The organism is Runella defluvii (assembly GCF_014195535.1).
Lineage (GTDB): Bacteria > Bacteroidota > Bacteroidia > Cytophagales > Spirosomataceae > Runella > Runella defluvii.
Genome location: NZ_JACIBY010000010.1, coordinates 1 through 19,121 on the forward strand (window position 1 = coordinate 1; position 19,121 = coordinate 19,121).

18 protein-coding genes are annotated in these 19,121 nt (G+C 44.3%); 5 read left to right on the plus strand and 13 right to left on the minus strand.

Annotated elements, in window-relative coordinates; translation table 11 throughout:
• Positions 1 to 84 precede the first annotated feature (84 nt).
• From FHS57_RS20755 to FHS57_RS20800, 10 genes are all read right to left on the minus strand, one after another.
• The gene (locus tag FHS57_RS20755; protein ID WP_183977049.1) at positions 85 to 1,626 is read right to left on the minus strand and encodes a right-handed parallel beta-helix repeat-containing protein; all 1,542 of its coding nucleotides are present in this window, start codon (positions 1,624 to 1,626) and stop codon (positions 85 to 87) included.
• Positions 1,627 to 1,736: 110 nt separating this feature from the next.
• Positions 1,737 to 2,330 carry a hypothetical protein gene (locus FHS57_RS20760; RefSeq protein WP_183977050.1) on the minus strand — a complete coding sequence of 198 codons (594 nt, stop codon included), beginning with the start codon at positions 2,328 to 2,330 and terminating at the stop codon, positions 1,737 to 1,739.
• Between the two features lie 73 nt (positions 2,331 to 2,403).
• Positions 2,404 to 2,910 (minus strand): hypothetical protein, encoded by a 507-nt coding sequence (locus FHS57_RS20765; RefSeq protein WP_183977051.1) that lies wholly within the window; start codon positions 2,908 to 2,910, stop codon positions 2,404 to 2,406.
• A 17-nt stretch (positions 2,911 to 2,927) separates the two neighbouring features.
• Positions 2,928 to 3,359, minus strand: a complete 432-nt coding sequence (locus FHS57_RS20770) for a lipocalin family protein (protein ID WP_183977052.1) — start codon at positions 3,357 to 3,359, stop codon at positions 2,928 to 2,930.
• A gap of 11 nt (positions 3,360 to 3,370) precedes the next feature.
• Positions 3,371 to 4,009 (minus strand): hypothetical protein, encoded by a 639-nt coding sequence (locus tag FHS57_RS20775; protein WP_183977054.1) that lies wholly within the window; start codon positions 4,007 to 4,009, stop codon positions 3,371 to 3,373.
• Positions 4,006 to 4,347, minus strand: a complete 342-nt coding sequence (locus FHS57_RS20780; protein ID WP_183977056.1) for a LytR/AlgR family response regulator transcription factor — start codon at positions 4,345 to 4,347, stop codon at positions 4,006 to 4,008. The genes FHS57_RS20775 and FHS57_RS20780 overlap by 4 nt, the downstream gene beginning before the upstream one ends.
• Before the next feature lie 22 nt (positions 4,348 to 4,369).
• Positions 4,370 to 6,031 carry a right-handed parallel beta-helix repeat-containing protein gene (locus FHS57_RS20785; protein WP_183977059.1) on the minus strand — a complete coding sequence of 554 codons (1,662 nt, stop codon included), beginning with the start codon at positions 6,029 to 6,031 and terminating at the stop codon, positions 4,370 to 4,372.
• A 13-nt stretch (positions 6,032 to 6,044) separates the two neighbouring features.
• Complete coding sequence (locus FHS57_RS20790) at positions 6,045 to 7,118, minus strand: tail fiber domain-containing protein (protein ID WP_183977061.1); 1,074 nt, start codon at positions 7,116 to 7,118, stop codon at positions 6,045 to 6,047.
• A 19-nt stretch (positions 7,119 to 7,137) separates the two neighbouring features.
• A complete protein-coding gene (locus FHS57_RS20795; RefSeq protein ID WP_183977063.1) occupies positions 7,138 to 8,013 on the minus strand; it encodes an SGNH/GDSL hydrolase family protein in 876 nt (291 codons plus the stop codon).
• A 105-nt stretch (positions 8,014 to 8,118) separates the two neighbouring features.
• A complete protein-coding gene (locus FHS57_RS20800) occupies positions 8,119 to 8,733 on the minus strand; it encodes a cupin domain-containing protein (protein ID WP_183977065.1) in 615 nt (204 codons plus the stop codon).
• A gap of 219 nt (positions 8,734 to 8,952) precedes the next feature.
• Here FHS57_RS20800 and FHS57_RS20805 point away from each other — a divergent pair, with 219 nt between their 5' ends.
• The gene (locus tag FHS57_RS20805) at positions 8,953 to 9,663 is read left to right on the plus strand and encodes a LytR/AlgR family response regulator transcription factor (RefSeq protein WP_183977067.1); all 711 of its coding nucleotides are present in this window, start codon (positions 8,953 to 8,955) and stop codon (positions 9,661 to 9,663) included.
• Positions 9,660 to 11,678 (plus strand): tetratricopeptide repeat-containing sensor histidine kinase, encoded by a 2,019-nt coding sequence (locus FHS57_RS20810; protein WP_183977069.1) that lies wholly within the window; start codon positions 9,660 to 9,662, stop codon positions 11,676 to 11,678. Before FHS57_RS20805 ends, FHS57_RS20810 begins: the two co-directional genes overlap by 4 nt.
• Positions 11,679 to 11,701: 23 nt before the next feature.
• Here FHS57_RS20810 and FHS57_RS20815 read toward each other — a convergent pair whose 3' ends face one another.
• From FHS57_RS20815 to FHS57_RS20825, 3 genes are read right to left on the minus strand one after another with little or no spacing between them, the layout of a single operon-like run.
• Positions 11,702 to 12,565: a retron system putative HNH endonuclease gene (locus FHS57_RS20815; RefSeq protein ID WP_183977071.1), complete on the minus strand. Its 864-nt coding sequence runs from the start codon at positions 12,563 to 12,565 to the stop codon at positions 11,702 to 11,704.
• A 9-nt stretch (positions 12,566 to 12,574) separates the two neighbouring features.
• The gene (locus tag FHS57_RS20820) at positions 12,575 to 14,056 is read right to left on the minus strand and encodes an AAA family ATPase (protein WP_183977073.1); all 1,482 of its coding nucleotides are present in this window, start codon (positions 14,054 to 14,056) and stop codon (positions 12,575 to 12,577) included.
• 53 nt (positions 14,057 to 14,109) lie between these two features.
• On the minus strand, positions 14,110 to 15,144 hold the full coding sequence (locus tag FHS57_RS20825; protein ID WP_183977075.1) for a glycosyltransferase family protein: 1,035 nt from the start codon (positions 15,142 to 15,144) through the stop codon (positions 14,110 to 14,112).
• Between the two features lie 361 nt (positions 15,145 to 15,505).
• Between FHS57_RS20825 and FHS57_RS20830 the strand changes: the two genes are divergently transcribed.
• From FHS57_RS20830 to FHS57_RS20840, 3 genes are all read left to right on the plus strand, one after another.
• Positions 15,506 to 15,859 carry a PadR family transcriptional regulator gene (locus tag FHS57_RS20830; RefSeq protein ID WP_028523456.1) on the plus strand — a complete coding sequence of 118 codons (354 nt, stop codon included), beginning with the start codon at positions 15,506 to 15,508 and terminating at the stop codon, positions 15,857 to 15,859.
• An 8-nt stretch (positions 15,860 to 15,867) separates the two neighbouring features.
• Complete coding sequence (locus FHS57_RS20835) at positions 15,868 to 18,537, plus strand: ABC transporter permease (RefSeq protein ID WP_183977077.1); 2,670 nt, start codon at positions 15,868 to 15,870, stop codon at positions 18,535 to 18,537.
• A 252-nt stretch (positions 18,538 to 18,789) separates the two neighbouring features.
• The gene (locus FHS57_RS20840) at positions 18,790 to 19,119 is read left to right on the plus strand and encodes a helix-turn-helix transcriptional regulator (RefSeq protein WP_183977079.1); all 330 of its coding nucleotides are present in this window, start codon (positions 18,790 to 18,792) and stop codon (positions 19,117 to 19,119) included.
• The last annotated feature ends 2 nt before the right edge of the window (positions 19,120 to 19,121 follow it).

The window sequence follows — 19,121 nt, forward strand, 5'->3', positions numbered from 1 at the left end:
AAAATGTGGGAAAGTAGGTAGCCGCCACAATATTAAAATCCGAGAGGAGCTCAGAAACGAGCTCCTCTTTTTTTGTCATACAATTTACTCCCCACCAGTGCCTCGCGTGCCGTTTGTAATAGCCACGGGTGGTACACTCAATGAAGAACCATTGTTGTACTGATCAGCACCAATATCTAGTTTAGCACCCCGCGCCTTGCCGTCATAATCTTTTTCTACCAAACTTTGTAGTACTTTCCCCACTCCAATGCACGGGCTACCGTCGGCTAAATGATAGGAATTGTCAAGTTTAGGATTGGTAAGGAAACTGTTACTATCAAATTTACTTTTATTCTTCCAGTTGTCGAACCCTAAAAACTCTTCGTATTCGTCGTCATTTTTATCTATGCGATACGACACTTGGCTGGGTTTGTAATAAATATTGTAGCCTAATTCATTTACCCCTTCGGGCAAACCTCGTAAACGCGCCATGTGTCCTTGAGCCGAAGCGGCTTGTACAAAAATATTATTAGCTACTTTGATGTCCTTAGACTTTGGGAATTTATCCCCTTTGGGAGTGCCGTATATCTCACCCCGTGCAATCAATAACGCCGCACTGGCATTTTGTGCTACATTAATAAACGTATTATTATATACCTGCGCATTTTGGGCAGCATAAAGCCCCACTCCTTCCCATTTTGTATTCACAACAATGTTATTTCGAATAATTATATTGATACTTTCATAATAATTGGGATTACTATCGGTGTCAAACCACTCAACATCAGTGTCGAGATAACCTGCAATTAAGCCCCCTTCACCACAATTCATGAGTAAATTTTGCTCAAAAACACAATCCTTAGCGCCTCCTTTGGCATAAAGACCATTCGTCGCTATGTCATGAATGTAGCAATTTCGGACGGTCATGTTGGAGCCATTAACGTTATCAATGCCTTCCGCATTTTGGGCCGAAACATTGGGAGGCCCAATGCCCGAGCGATAGATTTCACAATTAAGAACTTGAAGGTATTGGCAACCTGGCGCAATTTTAATGCAATCCCGACCCGTATCGTGGATTTTACAATTTAAGATTTTTACATTTCGCACGCCTCTTCTTTTCGAAAAAGGTACGCTACGGTCGTCGTCCCAATTGCTTTCAAACTTTATCCCATAAAGATAACCACCGACTATTTCGAGGTTTTCGATGGTGATATTTTCAGTGGTTGGTTCTCGAAACCACAAACAGCTTGTGATGTCTTCAACGGTCGTGGATGCCTTAATGATAGCCCATTCACCAGGATAGGAGTGAAGATGAATGTTGGACGTACGAAACTTAATCTCTTTGCTTTCGTGCGTTCCACCTCTCAGAACGATTTCCAAAGCTTTGGAAGGGTCAGCGCCGTCAGCGGCTTTTTGAATGGTTTTAAACGGCTTATTTTCGCTTCCATCGTTGGAGTCGTTGCCTGATGGGGAAACGTAAACAATGCCACTAAGTGTACCACTGCTACTATCACAGTTGGGCGGGGCTTGGGAACACCCGCAGGCTGTTGGGTCAGTGTCGCATTCATCGGTTTCGATGTTTTCTTTGCTGCATCCAAAAATACCCAGCAACAAAAAAATGGTAATGTAAAAAGAGGGGCGATTCATCAATGTATGAATTTAAAATGAGTGTCGATGTATGGAAAATAAAGGCAAAAGCGTACCTAACGAAGCCAAAAACAGCTTCGCAATGGATAAAAAATGTCCTTAAAAAGAGATTATTTGGGAATTCGGCTCAGCGTAGCGGTTATTTTTTTAGAATGGCGAGGGTCCGAACTTTTCCATGTACTAGAGCCGTCGGCATTATGATATGTAAAAGAAAGCGTTAGGGTCATGCCATCGTCTTGCCAATTCCCACTGTTTGCTTCTAATAGAGTGAAATTAGGAAGAACGCGTTTTTTCTCATCTTCGGGGCGGAAATTAAAGTGAAGATGATGGAAATCGTCTTTTTCAACAGCTCCATAAATCTCATATATTTCGGTACCTAATCGACTTTGAGCAATGGCTTTGCCGTCAAAAGCACGTTTGTTGTCCCTTCTTCGGCTACTACGTTTACGAGCTGCGTTGCGTTCGCGTTCTTCTTCCGTCACTGGCTCATCGATTTCTATTTCGAGCGTTTTTTTTACATTATCGGGGTCGATAAAACTTCCGTGCCATTTTCCTACCAATAATTTTGCGTTTTCATCAGAACTGTAAGCCCACGGTCGGTCGAAAGTATCAAACCAGTAGCTTGTGTAGTACTTACATTCATAAACAAGCCAACTGAGGAGTATCAAAGAACCAAGGGCGAGCACTATTTTTCTTTTGTTCATAATCTCAAAATTGCAAAACCTGAAAAAGTACCATTCTGATTGTTTGCGAGTAAAATTACGCTTCTTTCCGAAATTATATCTTCTTAAAGTTTTGCATGAGCGTCATTTCTTTGTAGGTCGATATTTTAGTGACATCGACCGTCAATGCTATGAAGTTAGAGGCGGTGGAAATTTGAAAGGTAAGGTCGCCCGCTTGGCCAATAGATTCTGCCAGCTTTTTTTGCTCACTTCCAATCTGGATAAGCTGGCCTCCTAAAATTCCATTAGCGTCAGACTTGTTTACTTTCAGTGTCCAGCGAATTTCGGCAGTAGTATTTTTTTGTAGATCGGTAACTACTAATCGCCCATCGCTAAAAAATTCATACACGATATTGATGCCTCTAGGCTCGGTATCGAAAGTGTCGTTGACTTTTGTGCCGTCAGATTTTGTGATATAATAGCCTGTTTTGGTTAGTTTCCACTTTCCGACGATTCCAGGGAAATTATCGGGTTGTGGGTCATTGGTTTGAGAGCCACAGCCTGCGCCCATATTCACGAAGAATACAACCAACAAAATGCCGTAAATGAGGAGTTTTTTCATGATTTGGAGGATTTATTTTAATTCCTTTTATAAATAACCTTCATTGATTTTGCCCCTTCGGGTACATACTTATCTTGTGGACTATACGCGTGCGTAGTGGTCATGGTGTTGCCAGAGATGCTCACTTGGTCGGTATTTGTAAGGTCTTTCATGCTGGTTGTGAGGGTGGAGCCGTTGAGCTTCCAAGTAGAAAGTACCGCAGGGATGGGGCAGCCTTTCGGGACGCGCATACTCAAATTTCCGTTGGCTTCAAAAACATACACAATATCAGCGGTGCAAGGCATTGATTTGGTAAGTTCTGCCATCACGTCGGTGGTTTTTCCGTCCGAATAGGTAGTGATGATGGCAGTTCGTTTCCAAGCACCCACGATACTTTGGGCTGACAGAGAGTGATTTATGGCGAGTAAGGTCAGCAGGGTAACTACACCTTGAGCGAGAAGTTTTTTCATCTGAATCTGCTTTATGATTTAATAAGTTGGATGGAGATTCCTGTAGTGGGGCCTGTGGCAGTGGTATTGTACATTTCGTCGTTGTTTCGATAAATAAACACCCTGCCCGACTGTATAATTACGGTTTTAAACCGCTGTATAGACTGCTTGCCCGTTACAGTTTCAAAATAACTGTCATTAAAATTGTCTTTTTTAATGATGATATAATTACCCGCATAAGGGTAATTCCACTTGACATTTTCCATTTTACTGGTTTTAGCTACGTCCGATAGCTCCATGTTTGAGGCCGTCCACTCGTCGGGGGCACCTGTTAGGCTTTTAAACGTAAGTGCTTGGCTGGCAGGGTTGTACTCAAACTTAAGTATGTTTTTATTGGTTTGGGTGATGGTAATGACGTTGTCTTCGCCCAAAACCCACGTGCCTCCTGACTCGCCCAACGCTTCGTAAAACTTAAAAACACCATTGGGCAAAAAGGAAACAGCAAAACACTGCGTGAGTACAAACTGCCTGTTGTCGTTTTCGCGAACGGGTTTGTATTTGAAAAAGCCCGTCCAAATACTGTTAGTGAGTTGTTCGGCGGGGGCTATTTCTGTTGTTTTACAACCCATCACCGATGAGATGATGAGCCCAAAAATGAGTAGCTTTTTCATGTTGTTTGGCGGAGATACTTTTTAACCAACGTTTTTTTTCGACGTGACACTTCTACTTGCTGTCCATTGTGTAAGACAAGCGATAGGTATTTTCGGGTATCGGACTTATGAACTGACACCTCGCTGATTCGGATTAAAAAAGAACGATTTACCCTTACAAAAACCTCTTTGGGGAGTTCGCGGGCAAAAAGCGCTAGGGTTTTAGAGGTGAGAATGCTCTTGCCGTTCCGAAAATAAATGGTGGTGTAATTGCCCATGCCTTCCAGCCACGCAATTTCTTCAATGTAAAAGGGCTGTTTCAATTGTAATTTTGGGCAGAGTTCAATGGTGTCTTTCATGGTGTTTTGCGATTAAAACTCGTTATTTATTTCCGCAGCCCTCTAAAAAGGCGGTAAAAACAGCCCCTTTTTGCGCTTCAAAACCTGCTTTAAGTAACACATACGTACCAGCATCATACGTGGCCGTTCCTGTAGGAAGCACTTTGTTGGTTGCTGTAATAGCCCCGTTGGTTTCGAAGCGCTGGTTAGTGGCAATCGTAGAGGGTAAATCGGTAGTTGAAATGCTGGATACGCAGGGAATAGTACGTAACCCCGTTCCGATAACTCCTACAGGTGGAGGAACGGTAAGCGAATTTCCACCCCATTCATCCGCCCCTATATCAAGTGGAAACGTACGGTTGGTGCCATCATAATCTACGTTTACGTTTTGTAGCGACTTCCCAGCATTGATACATACGCTATTGGAGTTGAGGTGATATTGGGGAGTAAGCGCAGGATTTCCTTCGCTGCTGTGGGCATCAAACCCCGAGGTAGTACGCCATTGGGTAAAGGTAAGATTGGATGTTTGGAGATAGGTGTAAGTCGGGGAGGTGGTATTTCGAAAATACCGATTGTAATCTATTTCGTTATTTGTCCCCGAAATGCCACTCGCTTGGTAGTCTTGGTGGAAACGAATGCGCACCATCGGCAAAGTGCTGGCTTCGTTTTCAACAAAAATATTATTGATGACTTTTACATCAACACAAGGCGATGCAATGGTCGTGGTCTCACTGACCCATACTTCGTTGGGGCCAATGTACAAGGGGGCTAAAGCTTCGCTGCCTACGTTGGCAAAGGTATTGTTAAGTACCTGAGGGCGTACTGCTGCGATAAGCCCGACGCCACCATGTTTGGTATTGGCAACGATGTTGTTGCGAATAATTCCATCGAAGTTTTCGTAATAATAGGTTTGATTATTGGGATCAAAAAGGTCGTTATCGGTGCCTCCCACACCCAACATGACTCCAAATTCACCACAATTGACGATAAGATTATTCTCAATAACTGTATTTTTGGCTCCTCCTTTCGCGTAAAGCCCCGTCGTGGCAATGTCGTGAATGTAGCATCCTCGAACGAGCATCTGGTCGCCGTTGACGTTGTCAATTCCTTCGGCGTTTTGGGCAGAGACATTGGCAATACCTACACCCGAGTGGTGAATTTCACAATTGAGAATAGCTATGTTGTCGCAGTAAGGAACCAGTTTAATACAATCGCGGCCTGTGTGGTGAATTTTGCAGTTTCTGACGGTAATGTTGCTTGTACCGTGCACAATCGGCTCGTCCCAGCCTAAATTATTTTCAAATTTAAGGCCATAATAATAACCACCAATAATTTCTAGGTTCTCTAACATTCCGCCCACAACGCAGGGTTCGCTGTACCAAATCGTACTGCTGATGTCTTCGATATGCGTGGGGGCTTGGATAATGGCCCATTCGCTGGCATATGACCGTAGGGTGAGGTTTGAGGTTCTGATTCTGAGTTCATTGTTAAGGACATACGTACCGCCTCGCAATTCAATTGTATCGTTGGGGCGGGCGGTATCAATGGCTTTTTGGATAGTCCGAAAAGGTTGCAAAACTGTCCCTGCGTTGGCATCGTTACCATTGGTGGCCACGTACCAAGTCGTAGGAGTTGCGCTAGGCGTTTTATCACATTGCGCCTTGAGCAACGTAGGAAAAACCAATAACAAAAGCCATGTTCTCATACCCTGTGAACGTTTATTTTCCTGTACCTGTAGGCAAATTCAACGCTGCTTCAATGGCGCTAAGACGGGCTTCTAACTGCCCATTTTTGCCTTGCAACTCTTTGATGGCTTCCAACAAATGCGGAATCAGCCCCGTGTAATTGACGCTCAAAAAGCCTTCTTGGTCGGTTTCGACTAATTCAGGAAAAATTTTCTGAACTTCTTGGGCAATGAACCCCGTTTGGAGCGATGTCTCTGGATGTTTTTTCCAGTGATAGTTGACGCCGTTTAGTGCTTGAATTCTGGTAAGAGAGCCTTGAATGGGCGTAATGTCGGTTTTGAGGCGTATATCCGAGCAGTTGGTGATGGTGGAATATGAGCAAATAGAGCCTATATTTACATTCAATCGCAAAAGCCATTGCGCCATGCTTTGGCTATAAATGCCAAACTCGTTGTCGTCACGCATTCCAATAAACGCCCGTAATTGGTTGTTGGCGTTGTTGTTGAACCAAACTCCCGCGCTGTTTTCGTTGGTTCCGCCGCTGCGCAGACGAGCTCTCCCGCCGACGTCCAGCGTGAAGTCAGGAGCGTTTCCACTAATGCCTATTCCAAGCCGCTCAGTTATGGTAACATTTCCCAAAAATGAACCAGCAAACCCGCCTCCGTAACTAATCCCTTGTACTCCGATTCCGCCCGTATTCGATATGCCAAGTACCCCCGTATGCCCATCACCATAGACGCCATAGCCAAAAGATTCGCTTGATTTTCCCCAAAGTCCATGTTTACCAGAACCAAATACGCCTATGTTGTAGGCGCCGTTTCCACCAAGGGAAGGAGCGTTTTTCCCTAGTCCGACCACTCCAATAAATTGACTTTTGGGGTTGCTCGCGTCAGGCGTAATTTCTCCGTGCAGTCCTTCTTGGGAATAAATCCCCGTACCAGATGCCTGTGAAAAAATAGGAATGTAAGGAGACGTGGTATAAAGTGCGTGGAGTGAAGCTTTTGAAGTAATGGCGGTACTACCCGAAGTGCGTATCTCTACGACGGGGTTTTGGGCGTGTAGCACTCCATAGCCGATTGTGCAAAATAGTAATAATAGCTTTTTCATGAGAGAGGAATTAAAAGGGTTATCGTCCAGCGTTATAGATGCTCATTAACAGCGCTTTGCTGATGCGTTGGCCTGCTTTTTTGCCAATGTGTCCTTGGCCATCGGACGTGTCTATCCCGTTGACGTCGCTGGGGTCAGCAGAGGTATTACGATTGTCGGGACAAATGCGCCAGACGTTGCTTTGTTGGCAGCTACCGTCGTTGGCTTCAAGGGCTTGTAAGTCAAAAATGACATCAGTGCCTTTGAAGGTGTCTTTCATCCATTGCCCTACTTTCATTTTGGCGGCGTTTCCTTCGTACGATGAAGTGGAATACACCAACGGCGGGGTTACGTGCACAAAACGAAGCGAAGGCGATTGGGCACGGAGGGCATCAATCATGGCTTTGTACTCGGTTTGTACTTTTTCGTAGTTATCGTCCATGATGTCGGCGTAGCCAAACTTAAAAATCATGATTTGGAGTACGTCCTTGTTGCGAGTCGCATTTTCGCGAAATACCCTGATTTTTTCGGAAGGGTTTCCGTTTGGAATACCACCCACATCGACAAAAATCCCGCCTTTTAGCCCTTTGCCCGACGCCGCACCGTCGGTTTTGTCGCCTTTGCCGTAATAATCAAAAGGATAGCCGTTGGCTTTGCAGCCTTCTTCCAAATCTTGCCCGACGGATTGGTGCAAAAACAGGGCGTTCCAGCCCATGATGCGGCCTTTTTCGGAAGTCGAAAGTTTGTCCCAGTCGGCAACACCCGCCGTACCAACTACGCCAGGTTGGCCTTTGCCCATAGCCCCGTTGGTGACAGGATTCGTAGTGTCGGGGTCGTTGGGCGTGGGAGAATCTTCCGTGGGTGAGCACCCAATCCACAGAAGGGTTCCTATGAGAAAAAATGCGAGTCGTTTCATGGTTTTGAGAATGGGGTTAATGAAATACAAAAATTGGGATTTGCGTATGATAGTTAGTGGTAAAAAACGGACATTGTACGTGCGCATCGTTAGTAGGGCTTTTCACTATTTTAACCCGTATTTCTTCACAATAGCTGCTCGTTCTTCACCTGAGTTGGCACCATAGAAAAGCCCAAATTTTTCATTGAGGACATCACGCTCCCGACTTAGTGCCGCCGAACCACGCGGGAAACCGTTTTCGGGGGTAAGTTGATGGTAGATTTTTTCTAAAAACTCCTCAAACGGCTGGTTGAAGTACATATCTACGAAGCGCAGTGGCTTATCGGAGGCATTAAAAAAGGTGTGCTTAATCATGCGTGGGCGCAGGTGCCACCCGCCTGCTTCTACTTGCACAACTTCATCGCCCACCAAAACGCTGGCAGTGCCTTCGAGAACAAACATCAACTCGTCGAGCTCTTTGTGCCAATGTGGGGCGGGGCCCATGGTTTTGGGAGCTACGGCACATTCCACGCTCGAAAACAGCCCGTTGGTCATCGAAGTCCGAATCCAAACCCGTATGTCTGAGCTACCTTTGTGGTCGAGTGGAGGTAAAGATGGTAGTAAAACGGGTTTGATACCGTCTGGTAAAATCCCATGACTACTTTCTCCAAAAGCCGTTTGTGATAATCCAGTAAAGGCGGTCAAGAGTGCCGAATTGAGTAAAAAATCTCGTCGTTCCATGGTATCGTTCGTTTTGAATAATTGCTTTGTGAACTAAGCAAGTCAAAACTATACAGAAGAAGGTGGGGTATCAATCGGTACTCGACCAACAACAGTTTTAATAGACGGAAGACAGAATGGAAAGGGAAATCAAGCCTACCGAAAAGTAAATAAATCCTGATAGAAGCACACTTCTATCCCAAAAGCATCTATCTTTAACTGGTCAAGTGCTACTATTACATGAACCTGGATACTACTTATACCTGTGTTATCATTGATGACAATGAGATTGATCGTCTGACGGCACTGATGTATGCCAAAAAATACCCGATGCTGCGCGTGGTTGGGGTTTTTGAATCGCCCCAAGCGGCGATTCCCGTGTTGCAACAAGGACAAATAGACGTATTAATCAGTGATATTGACATGCCCGAAACCTCGGGTTTGGAGCTTCGAGCGCAGTTTAGGGCCATTCCCGTGTGCATTTTTATCACGGCCTACCCCGATTATGCCGCCGAGAGTTTTGACGTCGATGCCTTTGATTTTCTGGTAAAACCACTGAAAGCCGACCGTTTTGACCATAGCATGATGCGTTTGCAGAGTTACCTGTCGCTCAAGCGAAAAGCCGAACTTTTTGAATACAGTTTGGGTGGAAATACGGTCTTTATCAAAGATGGTCACCAGCAAGTCAAGCTGAACTTACATGAGATTTTGTATTTGGAAGCCCTCAAAGACTATACGCGGATTGTGACCCCGACCAAAAAATATAGTGTGTTGGCGTCGATTGGGCTATTATTGCAAGAGCAAGCTTTTCAGTCGTTTGTTAGAATTCACCGTAGCTATGCCGTGCAGAAGCACTACATTGAGCGAGTATCGGCGCAGCAGGTACAGGTTCGGGAATTTGCGTTGCCCGTGGGGAGAAGTTACAAAGAGGCTTTACTGAACTTAAAATGAAGACGTTAAAAAAGGGGGGCGGGATTATTTTGTTTCTGTTTGGGCTAATCAACGCTACGTATGCCCAAAAACAAGGACAGGCCCTGGCTGATTCGTTGGTAAAGGTTTTGCCTACGATTAAAAACGATACCCTAAAAGCCCGTACGTATAAGCGTATTGCGGAAGAATACTTCTTTATTAACTCAGACAAAGCCCTTTATTACAGTCAATTGGGGCTAAAACACGCGCAAAAAATGCCGTGGAAGCGGGGAATTGGCGTGTTTACGGGGGCAATAGGGCGTGCTTACAGTGATAAGGGGATGTACGATTCTTGCCAATTGTACTTTCAACGGGCACTGGCGGTGTACCGCGAAATTGACGATAAATGGAACATGACCTCGATTTTGAACAATCTGGGGGCGGCGGAACAAAACATTGCGTCCAATTATCCCAAAGCCATCGACTATTACTTAAAAGCATTAAAAATCTCCGAAGAACTGGGCGATACTTACCTGAAAACGTTGGCATTGGGCAACGTTTCCACCACATTTTTAGCTCAAAAAAACTACGAAAAAGCACTAGCTTATGCGCTTAAAGGGCTCCAGGAAGCAAAAAAACAAACCAAGGAGTCTGAAGGCGAGGCTCAACGGGAAGTAGGGCAGTCGATGATGAAGGTGATTTCGGTGTATATCGCCAAAGAAGACTATACAAATGCCAAAAAATACCTGTTTCAGGCCATTCCTCTCTTAGAAAAAACGGGAAATTTGGAAGGGTTAGCAAATGCGTATGGTAGCTTAGGTACGATTTCGGATAAGGACATCGACAGTAAAATTCGCTATAATCTCAAGGCATTTGAGGCATGGTCGAAAGTAAACCCCATGCAGTCGGATGCGATTCAGAATGCGGGAAACCTCGGCGAAGCGTACATTGAAAAAGCCAAAAGCCAGCCGAGCCAACAAAAGGAACTGCTACAACAAGCCGAAAAATACCTTCAAATCGCCATCAGCCGAAGCAAGCAAAAGGGAGAGGTAAGCAACCAATCGTACTGGACGGGCGTTTTGGCCGAATTACAGGCAGAACGAGGAGATTATAAAAACGCCTATCTCAATTTCAGGGAGTTTCAAGCGGGGCAAGATTCCATTTTTTCCCAAGAAAATAAAAATAAAATAGCCGAGGTAGAAGGCAAACGTGAAATAGAGTTGCGCGACAAACGGCTTGAAATCAATCGATTGGAATTGGAGAGTCAGAAAAAACAGCGAGTGGGTTTTGTGATTGGGCTTGTGCTGTTGGGAGTGATTGGGGCTTTGTTGTATTGGCAAAATCAGACGCGGAAGCGCACCAATACGACGCTGTTGCACCTCAACAACGAATTGGACGAAGCCAACAAAGTGAAAGCCAAATTCTTTGCTATTTTGAGCCACGACCTACGAAGCCCCGTGTCGAACCTTATCAGCTTTTTGAACCTCCAAAAAGAAGCCCCTGATTTGCTTTCGCCCGAATTGGCTGCCGCGCACCAGCAACGCATCACGACTGCTGCCGAAGGATTGCTCGATACGATGGAGTCGATGCTGTTGTGGAGTAAAAGTCAAATGGAAAACTTTCGGCCACAGGTGAAGGAAGTGGCTGTAAATGAATTGTTTGAATATTTGCAAAAATTCTTCTCTGGAAATACGGGAGTGGTGTTTCAGTTTGAAAACCCCAGCCATTTACACGTCGTAACGGACGAAGATTACCTCAAAGTGATTATGCAAAATCTGACGGGCAACGCCTTAAAAGCACTTAAAAACGTTCCTAATGGCCACATTCGTTGGGAGGCACGAGAGGAAAAAGGGCAGGTTATTTTGGCCATTACGGACAATGCAGGTGGGGTTTCGGAACAGCAATTGAGCGCCCTTTACTCCGAAACGGCCAACGTGGGTGGAAAATCGGGGCTGGGCTTGCACCTAATTCGCGACTTGGCCAAAGCGATTTCCTGCAAAATCACGGTAAACCCCACGCCCAACGTTGGGACGGAGTTTCGGTTGGCGTTTGGGTAAATGGAAGTGAGCAAATTTAACCATTAAAGTTGGCCAGTTCTAAATTGTTCGAAAAGCCTCTTGGCTGCGTTTCCTTGTTTTGTTGGTAACCTTTCGCTGAAAAATTTATCAAATTTGACAAACATAAAATACCCAAAACGAGAGTACTCATTTTTAGGGTTTTGAAGTAGTGCTAATTTTTCAAAAAGCCGTTTTATAGCATGACGAGCTTTCTCTTCGGTAATTTTTTGCATTTCTAAATCTCTCAACTCTGTTTGTAGCTGATCAAAGAAATAATTGAGAATTTTTAATCTTTTTTCAACCAAGTCTTTTCGATTTAGGTCACAAATTTCAATTGTTTTGATGGCTCTTAAATTTTGATTCGCCGCATCAACTCTCCCATTAGGCAAAAAAATAAAAAGACGTTCTGCTTCATCTATTTCTGGGTGTAGCAGAAGAGCTTGTTCTTGCTGAAACACTTGTGAATTAGCAATGCTGGAATCAACATCCAATAAGCCCTCTTGGGTGAAGTTAGGCGACATAACACGCATCCCTGATACGGGGAAACTGTTGCGTTTTTTATTATTGCATTTAGAGCAGCTCAAAAATAAATTACTCCACTCATAGCCTATCCAATAATATCCCTCGTGCAAATTATCCTCAGTTACTTTGGCTTTGGGTCGATAATGTTCTACTTGCATAGGAGCACCCGCACGAGTATCTGTTTCACAATAAGCGCATTTGCCATGATAAAGAACAACGAGTTCATCATACACACTGTCTCGGTAAACTTTTTTCTTAAACTCGTGGTTGCCTTTCTCGCTCAAAGTCAATTGGATAAGTCTCGTACGCTCATCGGTAGTTAGTTTGACAGGTGGATTGGTGAAATCTTTCTCGACTCGAATCATCTCCTATTTTTAGTTGGCCTTGGGTTCAAAAAGTGCATCGGGAAATTGTCGATTACTGGCTTCAAATTCAGCCAAATACTGCTCTACTTCGTTGTTATGTTGCATTTCTTCAAACAAATCCTCCGTTCGCGTTTTGGTTATGTCATCATTATTGACCGAAAGCACATCTTCCATGTCAAAAATACCCGATGTCAATAGTAAATTAGGTGTGAGATATTTAAGATTAATCTTGATATTCTCTATTTTAATGCCTTCTTCTTTAGTACGATTCACCTTCAAAACAACAGAATTGGTAGGTGCACCGAGCAACGGAATTGGGCTATGCGTAGAAACAATAAACTGCACTTTGGGAAAAACATTTGAAAACAACTGCGGAATCTGTTTTTGGAGTTTGGGATGCCAGTGTAGATCCAACTCATCAATGATAACAATACCTTTCAATTGGGAAGGGTCGCTCACTTCGGGTTGTAAGTGGGAAAGGCGGACAATCATATCGCCTGCCAAGCCAATAATAGCTCTAAATCCAGATGCTAATTTTTGATAAGGTAGAGGTTCGTAGGTTTCAGAACCATCTACTATATCTTTTTCAATGTATTCGATTTCGCTTGTTTTTTCGTTAAAACGTACATCAGATAAGTTTGGAATAAGTTTACAAAGCGCTTTTTTGACCAAATCGAATCGTTTTGTGTTTTTTTGAAGCAGCCAATCTTTCATTTTAGCCTCTATATTGAGCAGTGCTCCATCAGAATTGAAGAGATTGTAGGTCAATGAACTCATGCGCGCTTCGTCACTGATTTTAGCATCAGCTTTTAGATTCAGCCTTACTGGGCCATAGGCTGCAAGGTATGGTAGCGGGTGTGGATTTCTCCAACAGTCGTTAACGAAATTTTCTTTGTCATTTTTATACGCAACTTGTATATTGATACTTTCATCCTGAATCAATTCAAAGTTTCCGTCTTTGCTGCCGTTTAGCCCCAGCAAAATAGATTGGAGTACCGTAGATTTACCAAAACCATTTTCTCCTACCAAAAATACCCATTGGGTGTCAACGGGCAGATTGTCTATCTCTGCTGATTTAATACCCTGAAAATTGCTTACCAATAAACTTTTGAGACAACAAGGAAGAACTTTGTCCTCTTCTTCATAGATATCTTCTTCTGGTTCTAATTGTGGACTTTCAAAAAGAGAATTAAGGTTTATTGAATCATATTCCCTGATTTTTTCAGTCCATTGTATGAAATCTTCTTTTATACTTCCATCAAAAGACTTATATAAATCGGACCCATTATCATTATAAGGAAAAATCCTCTTAAAATAGCTATTTGAACCTTTAGCAATCTTAAAATAGAAATCTTCATACTTTTTTGTTCTTATCAAAAGAAGAAATTCTTTATCAGAACTAACCACCAAATCTAAACTGGGGTCTTTGATAAGCGGTTTTAATTCTTCTAAATCCCGTAAAACCTGTAAAGGTAATTTCTGCTTATCCATTCTTGGAATGTATTTTGCGTTTTATCAAAGTTAGAAAAAAATACGAAAAACCTCTACCGATGCACCCCCAACAGCTTTCCTTCTACGGCTTCCCAAGTGTAACGTTGACTTAGATTTTGGTCAAAAACAAAGGTTTTCTTTTGAGCAACCAATGCTTCGAGCAGCTTTTGAGTATCCGTAATGTAGTACGAGTCGGTGACGTAGCCCAAATTTTCCTTTTCGACAAAGGAAGCGACTTTGATTTCAGCATTGATAATAACGGGCGTCTGTGCCTGAACCGCATCGTAGATTTTGTTGGGACTGGCGTTGAGGTTGTTGTCGTTGATGGGTTCATAGACCGACAAAATATAGTCACATGCTGAGGCCAATCGCATGGTTTCTTGCTGCGTTTTTACCCCCAAAAACGCCACTTGAGGATGTTGACAAAGTTGGCGAGTAGGTTCGTCATATACCCATCCAATGGCCCAAACGCGCACTTTGGGAGAAAGTGTTACCAAGTCGTTCAGCAGTTGGGTTCCGCGCGTTACGCCCAACGAACCGCTGTATAAAATCAGTAATTCGTCGTCGCTGGCGGTTTTGGGCTGGACGTCCGTAAAGGCATAAGGATAATTTTCTACGACGACTGTTTTCTTCCGAAAGCCTTCGGGTACGAGCTGTAACCGATTGTCGTCGGTAACAATGATAGCCGAAGGAAGGCTGTACACCCACGATTGTAACGACCGCACCAACGCACTGCTAGAGCGCAAAAAGATGGAATCAAAAATATCGGCCACCAAGCGGCCGCGACTCCACCACAACAACGGATAAAAAATCACCAAAAGCTGCTCGTTTATGACGTGGATGCTGTCGTATGCGTGAGTAAAATACAGCTTTAAAAACATACCCACGTACCGAACCAACGTTCCGATGGATTTATGATGACCTCTGACCAAATGAAACTCGTGGCAAAGCGGTTTCACAAACGACTGAGATTCGTCCCGACCAATGCCCAAATAGACAACATCAAAGTGTTTCGATAACGTTTTGATTTCTTTGTTGATTCTAGTATCCGAGCCGTCGTTGATACAGAGATAAAGCAAGTAGGGCATGGGTCTGTTTTATAAAAGTGTTTTCACTGCAAACTAAATTTAGATTGCCCTAAATTGCTACTATGTAACAGTTCGTTAATGGTTAATTGTTGATTTTTATTTATAAAAAATTGATATTCTGCTATTTAAGTGTTCTGTTGAGCCCCAATTATTAAACCTAATGTTAACCAAGTTTGTAACACTCTTTGCACTTTGGAGGGCTTGGAATCTTGTTACTTATGCCGTTTGTTACTTCATCAACGGACAATGTCTGTACGATTTCGGACACTGATTTTTGAAAATAGCTCCAACAAAGGTGGTTTTTGTTGTGGCACGATTATTTCATCTAAAAAATTGTATCTAATCAATGACCGACCATTTTATGAGAAAAACGATACTGGGAGAACTCGAAGAACTGGTGCTACTGGTGGTTGCCGCTTGCAATGAAGACGTATATGGAATCCCCGTTATGGAGGAACTTCAGCAGCAAACGGGCCGCGACTTTACCATCAGCGCGGTACATACTACGCTGTATCGTTTGGAAGAAAAAGGCTTTTTGTCGTCCTCGGTGGGAGGGGCAACGGCCGAACGAGGAGGGAGGCGCAAGCGATTATTTGCGCTGACTGCCGCAGGTGGTGAAGTATTGCTGGAAATCCAACAAACCCGCACCCGACTTTGGCAGTCGATACCGCAAGCTAAACTTGAACTCATGGGTTTATCAGCCAATCCGTTTTAAATGCCCGTATGAAAAAGTCAACCAACTCTTTGCCAGACCAACCTCCCCGCTGGGCCGATCAGCTTTTGGAATGGTTTGTTGCGCCACACTTACTGGAATACATTCAGGGTGACCTGCACGAAAACTTTCATAAGCGAGTCGTAAAAGTAGGCATCGCTCGCGCCCGCCGCGAGTACCTGTGGGCTGTATTTCATTGCCTTACTCCCTTTTTTACTAAACGACAAACGATCAAATCCAGTTATTCCAATCAACCCTCTACAGTCATGTTATCCAATTATTTAACCATAGCTTTCCGCAACTTGTGGCGGCAAAAGGCATTTACGGCCATCAATATCGTCGGTTTATCGGTAGGACTCGCTTCTTGCCTGCTGATTGTACTGTATGTGTTGCACGAATTGAGTTACGACAGTTACCATGCACACGCAGACCGCATCTATCGAATGACGATGCACGCGCGTATGGATGAAAAAGACATCAATTTAGCCTATTCAACGGGGCCTTCGGGACAAGCCCTGTTGCGCGAATCGTCAGGGGTAGAGGCTGTTACTCGACTGCGGAAAGAAGGGGCTTTTTTGGTCAAGCATCGTCAGGACATCATAAAAGAGGAAAAAGTTGCCTTTGTGGATTCTAACTTCTTCTCCGTTTTTTCGCTTCCGATGATGAAAGGAAGCCCCAAAAATGCACTCGCTGAACCCAATACGTTGGTACTCACCCAAACAACTGCCCAAAAGTATTTTGGCAAGGCCGACCCCATCGGACAATCTCTTACTTTGGGCAATTTAGGGCTTTTTCGGGTAACGGGGGTTTGTGAAGATGTTCCTTCCAATACGCATTTCCACTACGATATGTTTGGGTCGTTTGAATCGGTCAAAACGGGGGATAAGTGGCTGGCGAGTGGAGCTTATACGTACGTACGACTTCGGGAAGGGCATTCCCTGACGCAGGTAGAAACCATCAGTCGGGGGTTTGTCAGTAAGTACATCGCTCCCGAAATCAAAGAGTTTTTTGGCATGGACTTTACCGAATTTCAGAAAAAAGGCAATCGTTTTGGCTTTCAATTTCAACCGATTACGGATATTCATTTGCATTCTGATTTGGACGATGAATTAGAAGCCAACAGCGATGCTAAGTACGTCTATATCTTTTCGGTCATTGCGTTTTTTATTCTGTTATTGGCCTGTATCAATTTTACCAATTTATCGACGGCAGGTTCGGCCAGCCGCTCCAAAGAAGTCGGAATACGGAAAGTGTTGGGTTCGGTGCGGACGCAATTAGTTACTCAGTTTCTGACCGAGTCGGTCTTACTTACTTTTTTTGCATTGGTACTGGCACTGGTTTTGGTCTTTTTGCTTTTACCTAGTTTCAATGTGTTATCGGGCAAACAGTTTACCGTCAATGACCTCGTCAATGGACGGCTTCTCATGGGAGCGGTGGTGTGTTCCTTGGTGATTGGTTTGTTGGCAGGAAGTTATCCCGCGTTTGTACTGGCGTCGTTCAAGCCCATTACGGTGTTAAAAGGCAAGCTACAAATTGGCGGGCGGGGTGGTTGGTTGCGCAATGCCTTAGTAACCACGCAGTTTGTGGTTTCTATTGGGATGATTGTTGCGACCATCGTGGCCAACCGTCAAATCCAATTTATGCAAAACAAAAAAGTGGGATTTGACCGAGAACAAGTGCTGGTGCTGCACGATACGCACGTGTTAGAAGCCAAAGCTGACGCATTTAAAGCTGAATTGGCAAAACTATCATCGGTTGTGAAAGTGGCATCGGCTGGGTTTTTGCCAGCGGGACACACCAGTCAAAGCGTTGACGGAGTTCAGATTCAGGACGGAGCACGTACCGCCACACATCGTACCAAAGGGTACTACATCGACGAAGATTACTTGCCGACCTTGGGGATTGGCTTGGCGCAAGGGCGTAATTTTTCCAAAGCTTTTTCTACTGAAAACGCTTCGGTTTTGCTCAACGAAGCCGCCGTTCGGACTTATGGCTTTAAAAATCCGATTGGTCAGCAAATTTCTACCGTAGGCGACGGCTCAGCGGGCAGTAAACGTACCTATACGGTGGTAGGCGTGGTCAAAGATTTTCATTTTGAATCCATGCACCAGCACATCGCTCCTTTGGTTATTTTCTACGGTAAAGACAACAATCAGCTTGCGTTACGCATTCAGACTAATGATATTCCGACGCTTCTCCAAAAGATAGAACAACAATGGAAAGCTACTACCGATAATCCGTTTGCGTATTCGTTCTTAAACGAACGTTTTAGCAAGATGTACCAATCGGAGCAGCATATCAGCCAGTTATTTGCCGTTTTTGCAGGCTTAGCCGTGCTGATTGCCTGTTTGGGGTTATTTGGATTGGCTGCCTTTACTACCCATCAACGCACCAAAGAAATTGGGGTGCGCAAGGTACTGGGAGCTTCCGTGACGGGCATTGTGACGTTGTTGCTGACCGATTACCTCAAATTAATTCTTATTGCCACCCTCATTGCCTCGCCGATTGCGGGTTATACCATGAGCCAATGGCTACGCGATTTTGCCTACCGAATCGACTTGCCGTGGTGGGCTTTTGCGCTGGCGGGCGTGTTGGCTACGGTCGTAGCGGTCTTGACGGTCAGTTATTTGGCGATAAAAGCAGCTTTGGTAAACCCCGTGAAGAGTTTGAAGGCGGAGTAATTTTTAAAAGGGGCAAATTTGCAATGAGTTAAACTTGTCTATTTGCGCCTTGCTTACTTGCTGATTTGTCTCTTCGACGGATAGACATTCCAAGTTTTTAAAACTTGGAATGTCTCTGGTCACCAGCGGACAAACCCTGTACGATTTCGGACACTGATTTTTGAAAACAGCTCTTTTTGGGGCTGTTTTTTTCATGGCATGGTTATTTGTTTAGCAAATAATAATGAAATACTAAAACACGCTAACATACCCATGGGGCGCTCTTACTTAGGTGAATTTGAAGAATTGGTTTTACTCACGGTCGCGGTACTGGAAGGAACGGCTTACGGCGTCACGATTGCGGCTGAATTAAAACAGCGCATGAACAACCGCCTCATTAGTCTGAGCGGGGTACACATTGCATTGTATCGCTTGGAAGAAAAAGGCTTTGTCGTATCTGAGCTCGGGGGCGCTACGTCCGAGCGTGGTGGGCGTCGAAAGCGCTTTTTCCGAATCACGGCATTGGGTAAACGTACCTTGGCCGAAATGCGACAAGTGCGTAATGAGCTGTGGGACGCTATTCCAACTCCTTCTTTTTCTTGAGT